This window comes from Streptomyces sp. NPDC085937 (genome assembly GCF_044540535.1).
In the GTDB taxonomy this organism is placed as follows: domain Bacteria; phylum Actinomycetota; class Actinomycetes; order Streptomycetales; family Streptomycetaceae; genus Streptomyces.
The window spans coordinates 42,591-56,596 of the sequence record NZ_JBITSH010000020.1 but is presented as its reverse complement, the minus strand read 5'-3'; the positions used below and the strand labels follow the sequence as shown (position 1 = coordinate 56,596).

The 14,006-nt window shown below is 72.2% G+C and carries 13 protein-coding genes; 10 read left to right on the top strand and 3 right to left on the bottom strand.

Features of this window, described 5'->3' with window-relative positions; translation table 11 throughout:
* Positions 1–59: 59 nt before the first annotated feature.
* Both ACIF8S_RS30565 and ACIF8S_RS30560 read right to left on the bottom strand, forming a co-directional pair.
* Positions 60–839 carry an alpha/beta fold hydrolase gene (locus ACIF8S_RS30565; RefSeq protein ID WP_400003462.1) on the bottom strand — a complete coding sequence of 260 codons (780 nt, stop codon included), beginning with the start codon at positions 837–839 and terminating at the stop codon, positions 60–62.
* An 81-nt stretch (positions 840–920) separates the two neighbouring features.
* Positions 921–1,244 (bottom strand): DUF427 domain-containing protein, encoded by a 324-nt coding sequence (locus ACIF8S_RS30560; RefSeq protein WP_400003460.1) that lies wholly within the window; start codon positions 1,242–1,244, stop codon positions 921–923.
* A gap of 78 nt (positions 1,245–1,322) precedes the next feature.
* On the opposite strand from ACIF8S_RS30560, the gene ACIF8S_RS30555 reads away from it, so the two are divergent.
* From ACIF8S_RS30555 to gatB, 9 genes are all read left to right on the top strand, one after another.
* A complete protein-coding gene (locus ACIF8S_RS30555; protein ID WP_400003458.1) occupies positions 1,323–1,862 on the top strand; it encodes a TIGR00730 family Rossman fold protein in 540 nt (179 codons plus the stop codon).
* A 26-nt stretch (positions 1,863–1,888) separates the two neighbouring features.
* Entirely contained in the window at positions 1,889–2,578 is a 690-nt protein-coding gene (locus ACIF8S_RS30550) for an SDR family oxidoreductase (protein WP_400003456.1), read from the top strand.
* 127 nt (positions 2,579–2,705) lie between these two features.
* Positions 2,706–3,713, top strand: coding sequence for a methionine synthase (locus ACIF8S_RS30545; protein WP_400003455.1), 1,008 nt, complete (start codon positions 2,706–2,708; stop codon positions 3,711–3,713).
* Positions 3,714–3,727: 14 nt separating this feature from the next.
* On the top strand, positions 3,728–5,923 hold the full coding sequence (gene ligA / locus ACIF8S_RS30540; protein ID WP_400003453.1) for an NAD-dependent DNA ligase LigA: 2,196 nt from the start codon (positions 3,728–3,730) through the stop codon (positions 5,921–5,923).
* A 260-nt stretch (positions 5,924–6,183) separates the two neighbouring features.
* A complete protein-coding gene (locus ACIF8S_RS30535; RefSeq protein WP_400003451.1) occupies positions 6,184–8,439 on the top strand; it encodes a putative bifunctional diguanylate cyclase/phosphodiesterase in 2,256 nt (751 codons plus the stop codon).
* 349 nt (positions 8,440–8,788) lie between these two features.
* Positions 8,789–9,085 (top strand): Asp-tRNA(Asn)/Glu-tRNA(Gln) amidotransferase subunit GatC, encoded by a 297-nt coding sequence (gatC, locus tag ACIF8S_RS30530; RefSeq protein ID WP_400003450.1) that lies wholly within the window; start codon positions 8,789–8,791, stop codon positions 9,083–9,085.
* Between the two features lie 6 nt (positions 9,086–9,091).
* On the top strand, positions 9,092–10,588 hold the full coding sequence (gatA, locus tag ACIF8S_RS30525) for an Asp-tRNA(Asn)/Glu-tRNA(Gln) amidotransferase subunit GatA (protein ID WP_400003448.1): 1,497 nt from the start codon (positions 9,092–9,094) through the stop codon (positions 10,586–10,588).
* On the top strand, positions 10,585–10,824 hold the full coding sequence (locus tag ACIF8S_RS30520) for a hypothetical protein (protein ID WP_033276008.1): 240 nt from the start codon (positions 10,585–10,587) through the stop codon (positions 10,822–10,824). Before gatA ends, ACIF8S_RS30520 begins: the two co-directional genes overlap by 4 nt.
* A gap of 16 nt (positions 10,825–10,840) precedes the next feature.
* Positions 10,841–12,352, top strand: coding sequence for an Asp-tRNA(Asn)/Glu-tRNA(Gln) amidotransferase subunit GatB (gene gatB, locus ACIF8S_RS30515; RefSeq protein WP_024888040.1), 1,512 nt, complete (start codon positions 10,841–10,843; stop codon positions 12,350–12,352).
* A 71-nt stretch (positions 12,353–12,423) separates the two neighbouring features.
* Here gatB and ACIF8S_RS30510 read toward each other — a convergent pair whose 3' ends face one another.
* Entirely contained in the window at positions 12,424–13,227 is an 804-nt protein-coding gene (locus ACIF8S_RS30510) for an SAM-dependent methyltransferase (protein ID WP_400003446.1), read from the bottom strand.
* Between the two features lie 307 nt (positions 13,228–13,534).
* Between ACIF8S_RS30510 and ACIF8S_RS30505 the strand changes: the two genes are divergently transcribed.
* A complete protein-coding gene (locus ACIF8S_RS30505) occupies positions 13,535–13,888 on the top strand; it encodes a hypothetical protein (protein WP_400003444.1) in 354 nt (117 codons plus the stop codon).
* Positions 13,889–14,006 lie beyond the last annotated feature (118 nt).

The following is a 14,006-nucleotide window of genomic DNA, read 5'->3' as shown; positions in this document are numbered from 1 at the left end:
CGGCGGTCACCCCACGGGGACCACGCGGCGGTCACCGTGCTGCGGGGCCGCGCGGTGCTTCACCGCGCGAAGAACTCCGCCAGCACCGGCGCCAGCACGTCCGGTTCGGCCATGTGGGTCTGGCCCCCCAGGGTGCGGTACGCGCCCCGGGGGACCGACTCGGCGATCGCCCGTGCCGCCTGACGCATCCACGCCGGGCTCGCGTCGCCCGCGATCGACAGCACCGGCACCGCGATCGACGCCAGCATCTCCCGCGGCACACCCCCGCCGCCCATCACGGCGTCGTCGTACGCCAGGCTCGGCGCCAGCGCCTCCATCCCCGCCCACATCGGCGACTGCCGCGCGCTCCCGATCACCCCGTCGCCCAGCCCGGTCAGCCGCAGGAAGAGCTCCACCGCGTCGCCCCGCCGCCCCTCCTCCAGCGCCGCCGTCAGCCGCTCGGTGTACCGGGCGCGCTCCGCGAGGTCGTCCTCGGACATGGCGTACGGCGTCTCGTACACCGAGACCTGGCGCACCGGCAACCCGCTCGCCGCCGCCCGCAGCGCCAGCGCGCCCCCCGAGGAGACGCCGTACAGCGCCGCCTCGCCGCCCACCGCCTCGATCAGCGCCGCCAGGTCCTCCACCTCGCGCTCCACCGCGTACGGCGGCGTGTCGCCGCTCGCGCCCCGGCCGCGGCGGTCGTAGACCACCACCCGGAACCGCTCGGAGAGCGGGGCGGCCAGCGGCGCCACCGTGGCGCCCGTCGACATCGCGCCGCTGACGAGGACGATCGTGGTGCCGCGCCCGGCGCTCTCGTAGGCGAGGGTGGTCCCGTCGCGCGAAGAGATGTTCTGGTCCATGTCTCACGAGACTGCCGCACGGCGCCGGAATCGTGGGTGAGGCGGGCGGCGCGTCCGCGGATCACGTCCCGCGGTGAGCGGTCAGTCCACGTCCACCTCGTAGAAGCACAGGTGGTCCTTGATCGGCGCCACCGCCGGCTTCGGGTCCGGGTACGCCCACACCAGGTCCGCCGCGTCCGGCAGCGACCAGTACGACGCGGTCCCCTTGAACGGGCAGTGCGTGTGCGTCGCCGACGGCGTCAGCAGGTCCAGCCGCACGTCCTGCGGCGGGATGTAGTAGCGCGCGGGGCAGCCCGTCTCGTGCAGTACCAGCGCGCGGTCGCTCTCCGCCAGAACCTGCCCGTCGCGCACCACGCGCACGTGCCGGTCGCTGGACTCGACGGTGATGCGATGGCCTGTGGTCACGGCGTCCTCCTCGGTGGTCGGTCCGACGGGTACAGCGCGCCCCGGGGCGGCCTTCTTCCCGAGCGTAGGCTGGCCTCCGTGAACATCTGCGTCTTCCTCTCCGCCGCCGACCTCGCCGACCGCTACACCACTCCGGCGCGCGAGTTCGCGCGCCTGATCGGCAAGGGCGGGCACACCCTGGTCTGGGGCGGCTCCGACGTCGGTCTGATGAAGGTCGTCGCCGACGGGGTGGAGAAGGCCGGCGGCCGGCTCCTCGGCGTGTCGGTGGAGTTCCTCTCCGCGAAGGCCCGCCAGGGCGTCGACGAGATGGTCGTCGCCAAGGACCTCGCCGAGCGCAAGCGGCTGCTGCTGGAGAAGGCCGACGCGGTCGTGATCATGGTGGGCGGCACCGGCACCCTCGACGAGGCGACGGAGATCCTGGAGCTGAAGAAGCACGGGCACACCGACATGCCCGTGGTGCTGCTCAACACGGCCGGCTTCTACGACGGGCTCAAGGAGCAGTTCCACCGCATGGAGGCGGAGGGCTTCCTGCCCCGTCCGCTGAGCGAGCTGGTCTTCTTCGCCGAGGAGCCGGTGGGCGCGCTGGCCTACCTGGAGGAGAGCCGGGGCGTCGCCTGATCGGCGAGGGTGCGAGCATGGCGGTCATGGCTACACATGTGATCACCGGAGCCGGTTCCGGCATCGGCGGGGCCGTCGCCCGCCGTCTGCACGCGCGCGGGGACGACCTCGTGCTGCACGCGCGCGACGCGGGCCGCGCGAAGGAGCTGGCCGCCGAGTTCCCCGGTGCCCGCACCCTGGTCGGCGACCTCGCCGACCCCGACCGGCTCAGCTGGGCCTTCTCGCACCAGTCACTGCCCGACCGGGTGGACTCGCTGCTGCACATCGCGGGCGTCGTCGACCTCGGCCCGGTCGGCGACCTCACCCCCAAGAGCTGGCGCCACCAGTTGAACGTCAACCTGGTCGCCCCCGCCGAGCTGACCCGCCACTTCCTGCCCCAGCTCCGCGCGAGCCGGGGGCACGTGCTCTTCGTCAACTCCGGCGCCGGTCTGAACGCGCACGCGGACTGGTCCGCCTACGCCGCCTCCAAGCACGGCCTGAAGGCCCTCGCCGACTCCCTGCGCCACGAGGAGCACGCGAACGGCGTCCGCGTCACCTCGGTCTACCCCGGCCGCACCGCCAGCCCCATGCAGGCCAAGGTCCACCAGCAGGAGGGCAAGGAGTACGACCCCGCGAAGTGGATCGACCCCGAGTCGGTCGCCACGACGATCGTCATGGCCCTGGACCTTCCCAGGGACGCGGAAGTGAACGACCTGACGGTCCGCCCGGGAGGCTGAAGCCCGTCCGGCGCTCGAGGACGAGGCCCGAAGGGCCGAAGGGGGTCTGGGGCGCAGCCCCAGGGACGGGAAGGGAAGGGGCGGCGGGGGCGAAAACCCTCCGCCGCCCACTGCGTACGCTTCCCCTGTGAACGACACCCTTCGCTTCGCCCCCGCCCTCGCCACCGGCGTCGGCTCCCTCCCCGGCGGCGACGCCAGAGAAGCCGCCAAGACCGCCACCGGCAGTTTCGAGGACTTCCCCCACCTCCCCGAGCTCCCCGCCCGCGGCCCCGGCGCCGACATGATCGGCCGCACCGCCGGCATGCTCGTCGAGCTCTACGCCCGCGTGGAGCCCAGCGGCTGGCGGATCGGCGACCGCCCCGGCCGGGACACCCGCCGCGCCCGCTCCTGGCTCGGCGAGGACCTCGACGCGCTGGAGGAGTACACCCAGGGCTACGAAGGGCTGCTGAAGGTCCAGGCCGTCGGCCCCTGGACCCTCGCCGCGTCCCTGGAACTGAGGAACGGCGAGGCCGCCCTCTCCGATCCCGGCGCCGCCCGCGACCTCGCGGCCTCCCTCGCCGAGGGACTGCGGCTCCACCTCGACGAGGTGCGCCGCCGCGTCCCCGGCGCCACCCTCGTCCTCCAGCTCGACGAACCGTCCCTCACCGCCGTCCTGCGCGGCCAGGTGAAGACGGCCAGCGGCTACCGCACCCACCGCGCGGTCGACCGGCAGATCGTCGAGGCCACCCTGCGCGACGTCGTCGGCGTGCACGACGGAGGGCCGGTCGTGGTCCACTCCTGCGCCCCGGACGTCCCGTTCGCCCTGCTGCGCCGGGCGGGCGTGGCGGGCATCTCGTTCGATTTCTCCCTCCTCACCGAGCGTGACGACGAGGTGATCGGGGAAGCGGTCGAGGGCGGCACCCGCCTGTTCGCCGGTGTCGTCCCCGGCACGGACGCCCCATTGTCGGACCCTGCCGGTAGCGTCATGGGTGTCAGGACGCTCTGGCGCAGGCTGGGGCTGCGGCCGGGACTTCTCCCGGAGGCGGTCACGCTCACTCCGGCGTGCGGACTCGCGGGGGCCTCTCCCGCGTACGCGCGCGCGGCCTACGCACACTGCGTCCGGGCGGCGAGATCCCTCGCGGACAACCCTGAGTAACGGGAGGACACACGGTGGCCGGCGACAAGCAAGCGGAGACGACGAGCGTGCCCGCACAAGCGCGGGAGCAGCACGCCACGCTCGCCGAGCAGATCGAGGAGCACCGCTTCCGGTACTACGTGAACGACGCACCGGTCGTCAGCGACGCGGAGTTCGACCGCCTCCTGCGTGAGCTGGAGGCACTGGAGGAGCGGTACCCGGAGCTGCGCACGCCGGAGTCGCCGACCCAGAAGGTCGCCGGGGCCTACGAGACGGAGTTCACCTCCGTCCAGCACCGCTCCCGCATGCTGTCCCTGGACAACACGTTCAACGACGAGGACCTCGCCGCCTGGGCCGAGCGCATCCACAAGGAACTGGGTACGCAGACGTTCCACTTCCTGTGCGAGCTGAAGGTCGACGGCCTCGCGGTCAACCTCACCTACGAGCGCGGCCGGCTGGTCCGCGCGGCGACCCGCGGCGACGGCCGCACCGGTGAGGACATCACGCCCAACGTCCGCACCATCGCCGAGATCCCGGACCGCCTCAAGGGCGACAAGGTGCCCGACGTCGTGGAGATCCGCGGCGAGGTCTACTTCCCGATGGAGAAGTTCCAGGAGCTCAACGCCCGTCTGGTGGAGGCCGGTGACAAGCCCTTCGCCAACCCGCGCAACGCGGCGGCCGGTTCGCTGCGCCAGAAGGACCCCCGGGTCACCGCCACCCGCCCGCTGCACATGGTGGTGCACGGCATCGGTGTGCTCGAGGGCTACAAGGGCATGACCCGGCTCTCCCAGGGCTACGGCCTGCTGAAGGAGTGGGGCCTGCCGACCTCCCCGCACAACCGGGTCGTCGACGGCATGGAGGGCGTGCGGGAGTTCATCGCCCACTACGGCGAGAACCGCCACTCCGTGGCGCACGAGATCGACGGCGTCGTCGTCAAGCTCGACGAGATTCCGCTCCAGGGACGTCTCGGCACCACCTCCCGCGCCCCGCGCTGGGCCATCGCCTACAAGTACGCGCCCGAGGAGGTCAACACCAAGCTGGTCAACATCCGGGTGGGCGTCGGCCGCACCGGCCGGGTCACGCCGTACGCGCAGGTCGAGCCGGTGACGGTGGCCGGCTCGGAGGTCGAGTTCGCCACGCTGCACAACCAGGACGTGGTCAAGTCCAAGGGCGTGCTCATCGGCGACACCGTGGTGCTGCGCAAGGCCGGTGACGTCATCCCCGAGATCCTCGGGCCGGTGGCGGACCTGCGGGACGGCAGCGAGCGCGAGTTCGTCATGCCCTCCGAGTGCCCCGAGTGCGGTACGCCGCTGCGGCCGATGAAGGAGGGCGACGTCGACCTGCGCTGCCCCAACGCGCGTGCGTGTCCGGCCCAGTTGCGCGAGCGGCTGTTCTATCTCGCCGGACGCAAGGCGCTGGACATCGAGCACTTCGGCTATGTCGCCGCCGCGGCCCTCACCAGCCCGCTGGAGCCGCAGGAGCCGCCCCTGAAGGACGAGGGCGACCTGTTCGACCTCACCGTCGAGCAGTTGCTGCCCATCAAGGCGTACGTGCTCGACCAGGACAGCGGGCTGCCCAAGCGGGACCCGAAGACCGGCGAGGAGAAGATCGCCACGGTCTTCGCCAACCAGGAGGGCGAGCCGAAGAAGAACGCGATCGCGATGCTCGCCAACATCGCGGCGGCCAAGGAGCGCCCGCTGGCCCGCGTGCTCACCAGCCTGTCGATCCGTCACGTCGGCCCGGTGGCCGCGGAGGCGCTGGCCCGCGAGTTCCGGTCGATCGAGCGCATCGAGCAGGCCACCGAGGAGGAGCTGGCCGGCACCGAGGGCGTCGGCCCGACCATCGCCGCCTCGCTCAAGGAATGGTTCGCCACCGACTGGCACCGCGAGATCATCCGCAAGTGGAAGGCGGCCGGCGTCCGCATGGAGGACGAGCGGTCCGGCGAGGACGAGGGCCCGCGCCCCCTCGAAGGACTCACCGTCGTCGTGACCGGAACGCTGGAGGATTTCACCCGGGATGGCGCGAAAGAGGCCCTGCAGAACCAGGGCGCCAAGGTGACCGGATCCGTGTCCAAGAAGACGTCGTTCGTGGTCGTGGGTGACAATCCCGGGTCGAAGTATGACAAAGCGATGCAGTTGAAGGTGCCGGTTCTGAACGAGGACGGTTTCAACGTCCTTCTGGAGCAGGGTCCCGAGGCCGCGGCCGGCGCCGCCCTTTCGGCCGAGGAGTAGCGGTTGAAGGCCACCCGATCGGCGCATACCAGATGCATACGGGTGGCTGGGGCGCATTCGGGCAACCGTCGGCGACCGGTGCCCGTGGAAGCCTTCCGCGGCCTACTGTTGAGATGTGCGCCTGCCGTGCCCAGTTGCGGTCGGGGCAACCCCCGAACCCGTGAGGGGTCCGGGGAAGGGCTTTCCACCGCGGAGCCGCTGAGGGTTGTCGGGCATCGGGCCGCGTGGCGTGGGCACCGCCGGCTGTGAGAGGGACGGGAATGGAACCGACCGAGAGCGCCGCCCCGGGCTCACGGCTGCGCCTGCGCCGTATGGCGGTCGTCTGGCGACGCGGCCGCGAGGACGGGCGGCCCGCGGGGCGTCCGGACGCGCGGGGGCGCACCGGTGCGGGCACCGCGGACGCGCGCGACGCCGGGCGCCCGGCCGGCGGGACCGGTCTCGGGCCGGACGGGACGGAGACCGAACGCCACCCGTCCTGGCCCGCGTTGCCCACGGCCGTCGTCGCCGCGGCCGCCTTCGTCCTCGGCGCCGGCTTCCTGCGCGCCTTCACCGGAGGGCACGCCCTCTTCCCGTCCGGCACCGTCGGCTGGTCGCTCGCGGTGCTCACCGGGATCGTCGTCGGCCACCTCGTGATGCTGGGCCGCTCCCGCTGGTGGGGCGGCACCGGATCCGGCGCCGCCCTCACCCTCGCCGTGCTGCTGCTGTACGGCTGGGTCCCGGCCGGCATGGTGAGTCTCACCGTCGTCGTGCTGGTCGGCATAGCCCGGCGGGGCCGCTGGCGGCAGGGCGTGCTGCACGGCGCGGCCGACCTGCTCGGCATCGGCGCCGGAGCGCTGGTCCTGGCCGCGTTCGGCACCGTCCCGTCCGTCGAGTCGCCGTCCACCCCCGACACCTGGACCCTCTACACCGGCCCCGGTGTGGTGCTGGTCGCCGCCGCCTATCTCACGGTCACCCGCACCCTGTTGTGGTACCTGTACACCCCCCGCTCGGGCCTGCCCACGGTCGCCCGCACCGCCCTGGTCCGCCAGGGGCTCGTCGCGGTGGCCCTGCTCGGCATAGCGCCGCTGATCTGCGTGGTCGCCGACGCCAAGCCCGTCCTGCTGCCGCTGTTCTCCATCCCGCTGATCGCCCTCGACTCCACCCTGTGGATAGCCAGGGCGCGGGCCGAGGAGCAACTGCGCGACCCGCTCACCGGGCTGCCCAACCGGCAGTGGCTGCAGGAGCGCATCTGGACCGCGCTGGACGACGCGGAGCGGGTCGGCTCCCGGGCCGCGCTCATGCTCATCGACCTCGACCGCTTCCGGTCGGTCAACGACACCCTGGGCCATCTCGCCGGCGACCGGCTGCTGCTGCAGATCGCCGACCGGCTGAGACTGGCCCTGCCGCGCGGGGCGGAGGCCGCGCGGCTCGGCGGTGACGAGTTCGCCGTGTTACTGCCCGTGGCCGACTCCACGACGTCCGCGACCCGCGCCGCCCGCGGTCTGGTCGCCGCCCTCAGCTCCCCGCTCGACCTCGACGGGCTCACCCTCGTCCTGGAGGCGAGTGCGGGAGTCGCCGTGTTCCCGGACCACGCGGCCGACGCCGAGGGGCTGCTGCGGCGGGCGGACGTGGCGATGTACCAGGCCAAGCGGGACCGTACGGGCGTCGAGGCGTACGAGTCCAAGCGGGACTCCAACACCCCTGACCGGCTGGGCCTGCTGGGCGATCTGCGCCGCGCCCTCGACGCGCACGAGGTGGAGCTGCACTACCAGCCGAAGGTCCGCTTCGACGGCCAGGTCTCCGGCCTGGAGGCGCTGGTGCGGTGGGTGCACCCGGAGCGCGGGCGGGTCCCCCCGGACGAGTTCATAGCGATAGCCGAGTCGTCCGGGCTGATGCCGCAGCTCACCGAGTACGTGCTGGAGACCGCGCTCGGTCAGGTCGCCCGGTGGCGCGCGCAGGGCCTGTTCGTGCCGGTCGCCGTCAACGTCTCGCCGCGCGACGTCCACAGCCCCGGCTTCGCGGGCTCCGTCGCGGCCCGGCTGGCCCGGCACGGGGTGCCCGCGGGAGCGCTCCAGCTGGAGATCACCGAGCACGTGCTGCTGGAGGACCCGACGCGGGCCGCCGACACCCTCAACGCGCTGACCGGGCACGGCGTGAAGATGTCGCTCGACGACTTCGGTACCGGCTACTCCTCGCTGGTGCACCTGCGGCGCCTGCCGGTGAGCGAGCTGAAGATCGACCGGTCGTTCGTGGCGCGGCTCGCGATCGACACGGAGGACGCGGAGATCGTCCGCTGCACGATCGACCTGGCCCACTCGCTGGGTCTGCTGGTGGTCGCGGAGGGCGTCGAGGACGACGAGACCTGGGAGCGGCTGCGGGATCTGCGGTGCGACGCGGTGCAGGGGTGGCTGGTCGCGGCGGCGATGCCGCCGGACGAGACGACGGCCTGGCTGCTCGCCCGGGGGTCGCGGGGGTGGCAGCGGCCGGCGGCGGCGCTGCCGGCGGCGACGGGGCCGGCGGGGCCGGCGGAGGACTAGCCCTCCGCCGGAGTCGTGCCCGGGAGCCGGCGCTGCGCCGTCCCGCGGGGCCCGGCCGCCCCCCGGCGGACAGGCCGTCGTGCGGCTGCGGGTCCGCTGGGGCTGGTCGCGCAGTTCCCCGCGCCCCTTTCAGGGGCTCCGGGAGCCCGCGTTGCGTTGCCCCGGCGAGGGTGCGGTCGTTCCTGGGGAGGTCGTCGTGCGGCTGCGGGTCCGCTGGGGCTGGTCGCGCAGTTCCCCGCGCCCCTTTCGGGCCCTCCGGGGGGCGTCGGGTGGAGGGTTTCACGGGCAGGGGTGCCCGCCCCATAGGATTGGTCCCAAACCACACACACTCACCCCAGAGGATCGCTGCATGCCTGGCATCACGCGCGAGGAGGTCGCCCACCTCGCCCGGCTGGCGCGTCTGGAGCTGAAGCCCGAAGAGCTCGACCACTTCGCAGGCCAGCTCGACGACATCATCGGCGCGGTCGCCCGCGTCAGCAAGGTCGCCGACCAAGACGTCCCGCCGACCTCGCACCCGCTCCCGCTGACGAACGTCATGCGGGCCGACGAGGTCCGTCCCTCGCTCACCCCCGAGCAGGCGCTCTCCGGCGCCCCGGCCCAGGAGCAGCAGCGTTTCAAGGTGCCGCAGATCCTGGGGGAGGAGTAAACCGCCATGAGCGATCACATCATCAAGCTCACCGCGGCCGAGACCGCCGCGAAGATCGCCTCCGGCGAGCTCACCGCGGTCGAGGTCACCGAGGCCCACCTGGCCCGGATCGAGGCCGTCGACGAGAAGGTGCACGCCTTCCTGCACGTCGACCGTGAGGGCGCCCTCGCGCAGGCCCGCGCCGTCGACGCCAAGCGCGAGCGCGGCGAGCAGCTCGGCCCGCTGGCCGGTGTGCCCCTCGCGCTGAAGGACATCTTCACCACGGAGGGCATCCCGACCACGGTCGGCTCCAAGATCCTCGAGGGCTGGATCCCGCCGTACGACGCGACGCTCACCAAGCGCCTCAAGGACGCCGACGTCGTCATCCTCGGCAAGACCAACATGGACGAGTTCGCCATGGGGTCCTCCACCGAGAACAGCGCTTACGGCCCGACCGGCAACCCGTGGGACCTCACCCGCATCCCCGGCGGTTCCGGCGGCGGTTCCTCCGCCGCGCTCGCCGCGCACATGGCTCCGCTCGCCATCGGCACCGACACCGGCGGCTCCATCCGCCAGCCGGCCGCCGTCACCGGCACGGTCGGTGTGAAGCCGACGTACGGCGCGGTGTCCCGTTACGGCATGGTGGCGTTCTCCTCCTCCCTCGACCAGGGCGGCCCCTGCGCCCGCACGGTCCTGGACGCGGCCCTGCTGCACGAGGTGATCGCCGGGCACGACCCGATGGACTCCACCTCCATCGACGAGCCGGTCCCGCCGGTCGTTGAGGCCGCCCGCAACGGCTCGGTGGCCGGCATGCGCGTCGGTGTCGTCAAGCAGTTCCGCGGCGAGGGCTACCAGGCCGGCGTCGTCCAGCGGTTCGACGAGTCGGTGCAGATGCTCAAGGAGCTCGGCGCCGAGATCGTCGAGCTGGACTGCCCGTCCTTCGACCTGGCGCTGTCCGCGTACTACCTGATCGCGCCGTCCGAGTGCTCCTCCAACCTCGCCCGCTTCGACGGCCTGCGCTACGGCGCGCGCGTCGGCGACGACGGCACGCACTCCGCCGAGGAGGTCACCTCGCTGACCCGCGAGGCCGGCTTCGGCGACGAGGTCAAGCGCCGCATCATGCTCGGCACGTACGCGCTCAGCTCCGGCTACTACGACGCGTACTACGGCAGCGCCCAGAAGGTCCGCACGCTGATCAAGCAGGACTTCGACCAGGCCTTCGAGCAGGTCGACGTGATCGTCTCCCCGACGACCCCGACCACCGCCTTCCCGATCGGTGAGCGCGCCGACGACCCGATGGCGATGTACCTCGCGGACCTGTGCACCATCCCGACCAACCTGGCGGGCAACGCCGCCATGTCGCTGCCCTGCGGCCTCGCGCCGGAGGACAACCTGCCGGTCGGCCTGCAGATCATCGCCCCGGTCATGAAGGACGACCGCCTCTACAAGGTGGGTGCCGCCGTCGAGGCCGCCTTCGTGGAAAAGTGGGGCCACCCGCTGCTCGAGGAGGCTCCGTCGCTGTGAGTGCACTGACCAAGGCCAAGGGATTCAAGAAGTCCCGGTCCGGTACGTACCTGTCCATGGCCGCCACCGCGTTCGGCGCGTTCGGCGTCGCCAAGCGGCTGAAGACGGCGCGCGCCGAGAAGGACACCCTGGTCCTGATCGACGCGACCGTGTCCGCCGCCGCCATCGTCACCGGCCTCGCCATCCTCTACCGCGAGCTGAAGCGGCTGGGCGACGACGACGTCCTGCTGGGCTGAGAGGGAAGTTTTCACCGTGACCACCACGACCGACCTGGTGTCGTACGAGGACGCACTCGCGTCGTACGACCCCGTCATGGGCCTCGAGGTCCATGTCGAACTCGGCACCGCCACCAAGATGTTCTGCGGCTGCTCCACCGCGCTCGGTGCCGACCCCAACACCCAGACCTGCCCGGTCTGCCTCGGCCTGCCCGGCGCGCTCCCGGCCGTCAACGCGACCGGCGTCGAGTCCGCCGTCAAGATCGGACTCGCGCTCAACTGCGAGATCGCCGAGTGGTGCCGCTTCGCCCGGAAGAACTACTTCTATCCGGACATGCCGAAGAACTTCCAGACCTCCCAGTACGACGAGCCGATCGCCTTCAACGGCTACCTCGACGTGCAGCTGGAGGACGGCGAGACCTTCCGCGTGGAGATCGAGCGCGCCCACATGGAGGAGGACACCGGCAAGTCGCTGCACGTCGGCGGTGCCACCGGCCGTATCCACGGCGCCTCGCACTCCCTCCTCGACTACAACCGCGCCGGCATCCCGCTCATCGAGATCGTCACCAAGCCGATCGAGGGAGCGGGCGAGCGTGCCCCCGAGGTGGCCCGGGCCTACGTCCGTGAGCTGCGCGAACTCATCCGGGCGCTCGGCGTGTCCGAGGCCCGCATGGAGATGGGCCAGATGCGCTGCGACGTGAACCTGTCGCTGCGCCCGCACGGCACCGAGAAGTTCGGTACGCGCTCGGAGACGAAGAACGTCAACTCGCTGCGTTCCGTCGAGCGTGCCGCCCGCTTCGAGATCCAGCGGCACGCGGCGGTGCTGTCCTCCGGCGGCACGATCGTCCAGGAGACCCGGCACTTCCACGAGGACACGGGGTCCACGACCTCGGGCCGCGTGAAGGAGGAGGCCGAGGACTACCGGTACTTCCCGGAGCCGGACCTGGTGCCCGTGGCGCCGTCCCGGGAGTGGGTCGAGGAGATCCGCGCCCAGCTGCCCGAGCTGCCGCTGGTGCGGCGCAACCGGCTCCGCGAGGAGTGGGGCGTCTCCGGCACCGACATGCAGGCCATCCTGAACGCCGGTGCGCTGGACCTGATCGTCGCGACGATCGACGCCGGTGCCGACGCGGCCTCCGCCCGCAAGTGGTGGATGGGCGAGCTGGCCCGCAGCGCCAACGAGTCGCAGAAGCCGCTGGACGAGCTGGCGATCACCCCGGCGCAGGTGGCCCGGGTCACCGAGCTGGTGACCAAGGGCGAGCTGAACGACAAGCTGGCCCGCCAGGTCATCGAGGGTGTCCTCGCCGGGGAGGGCACGCCGGACGAGGTCGTGGAGAAGCGCGGCCTGAAGGTCGTCTCCGACGAGGGCGCGCTCACCGCCGCCGTCGACGAGGCGATCGCCGGCAACCCGGGCGTCGCGGACAAGATCCGCGGCGGCAAGGTCGCGGCGGCCGGCGCGCTGGTCGGCGCGGTCATGAAGGCCACGCGCGGCCAGGCGGACGCGGCCCGGGTGAAGGAACTGATCCTGCAGAAGCTGGGCGTCGAGGGCTGAGACCCGTACGACGTGAGGAGGGGACGCACCCGCCGGGTGCGTCCCCTCCTTGTGTCACGGGCGTGCGCGGGTCAGCGGCGGCGGCCCACCACGCGGGTGAAGCCCAGCGTGCGGCCCTGGTCGGCGCGCACCAGTCGCGCGTTCTCCCGGCTCATCCGCCGGTGGAACTCGTCCGTGTGGTGTTCGGCGACCACGTCGGACCAGAGCAGCCACTCCCGCCAGCCGCCCTCCAGCCGGTCGGCCGTCTCGACCTCCACGGCGCCGCTGCGGGTCCAGTGGCGACACCACCAGGCGGGGCTGTGGAAGCACCAGAACGCGGGCTCCCAGAAGGGCTTCAGATGGTCCGGCGGCTCGGTGCCGTCGATCTCCTCGGTGAGCGACGGCACGACGACCCCGACGCGTCCGCCCGGCTTCAGCAGCCGGGTCAGCGTCGGCAGGTAGAGGTCGTCGGTGCCGAAGTACTGGTACGCGTCGACCGAGACGATCGCGTCGAAGGTCTCCTCCCCGAAGGGCAGGTCGTGCGCCTCGGCGAGGACGGGCTGGACGCGGTCGGCGACGCCCGCCTCGGCGATCCGGCGGGCGTTCTCGTCCGGGCCGATCCACAGGTCTGCGGCGGTGACCTGGACGCCGTACTCCCGGGCCAGGAAGACCGAGGTCATGGCGCGTCCGCAGCCCAGGTCGAGCACCCGGGCGCCGGGGCGCAGGGTGTCGAGGCCGAGGGCGGGGGCCAGCCACTCCAGCAGCCACAGCGCGTGCGGGCCCATGGAGTTCTCCACGGTCCAGCGGGCGTCGTAGGCGCTGCTGCGGGGGTAGCGCGGAAGGCTCAGGCGGTCAGCGAGATCGTCGTGCGGGGTGTTCGGAGTGATGTCCGACATCGGTGAACGGGCTCCTTGAGGCCGTGAAGAGGGGAAGGGTCGCGTCGGAGATCGGACGGACAAGCATCAAAGCACCTGCTTCGGCCGGCGGCGGACTGCCGCGGGGAGTCGGACCGACGGACGCTAACAGCCGCACGGGTGCCCCCGCATCCAGGTTTCCGGTGTCGGGGCGCTACGCTCCGGCGCCATGAGTGGACGTCCTGATTCCGACATACGCCCGGACACTCAGACCGTCGAAAAGGACGGGAAAGCCGGAGAAACGCAATCGACGGCAGACACCGACGCCAGGAATTCCGGAATATCCGAAATGGGCGGAAAGTCCGGAGCGGCTGAGAACGGCGAGGATGCCGAGCGTACCGGGTCGCCCGAATCCGCCGAGGCCTTCGAGGAAGCGGACGGCGGTGGTCTCCTCGTCGAGCGGGCGCGGCGGGCCCGGTGGGCCGCGGCCGGCACGGGGATCGCGCTCGCCCTCGCGGGTGTCGCCGCCGCCCTGCTGCGGGCGGTCGGCGGGGCGCCGGCCCTGGTCGCGACGGCCTACGCCGGCGGAGCGGCGGTCTGCGCCCTGGCGGCGGTCCTGGGTGCGCGCGGACGAACCCGCAGGGCGCTGTGGACGACGATCGCGGGCGTCATGGTCATGGCGCTGGGGGACCAGTTCGACTGATTCCGCGAGCCCGACGGGAAATGTGAGTTAGTCCACGAAAGGGACAAACGATCATTTCCACCTGCAACAGTGGCAGGGCATTGCTCATGCGTTCTTTGCGGGCTGTTCGATCGTTCGT

Bases quoted from the DNA above. Each gene is read 5' to 3' on its own strand.
- ACIF8S_RS30565 (WP_400003462.1), bottom strand. From the start codon at position 839: ATGGACCAGAACATCTCTTCGCGCGACGGGACCACCCTCGCCTACGAG.
- ACIF8S_RS30550 (WP_400003456.1), top strand. From the start codon at position 1,889: ATGGCTACACATGTGATCACCGGAGCCGGTTCCGGCATCGGCGGGGCC.
- ACIF8S_RS30505 (WP_400003444.1), top strand. From the start codon at position 13,535: ATGGGCGGAAAGTCCGGAGCGGCTGAGAACGGCGAGGATGCCGAGCGT.
- ACIF8S_RS30510 (WP_400003446.1), bottom strand. From the start codon at position 13,227: ATGTCGGACATCACTCCGAACACCCCGCACGACGATCTCGCTGACCGC.
- ACIF8S_RS30535 (WP_400003451.1), top strand. From the start codon at position 6,184: ATGGAACCGACCGAGAGCGCCGCCCCGGGCTCACGGCTGCGCCTGCGC.
- gatA (WP_400003448.1), top strand. From the start codon at position 9,092: ATGAGCGATCACATCATCAAGCTCACCGCGGCCGAGACCGCCGCGAAG.
- gatC (WP_400003450.1), top strand. From the start codon at position 8,789: ATGCCTGGCATCACGCGCGAGGAGGTCGCCCACCTCGCCCGGCTGGCG.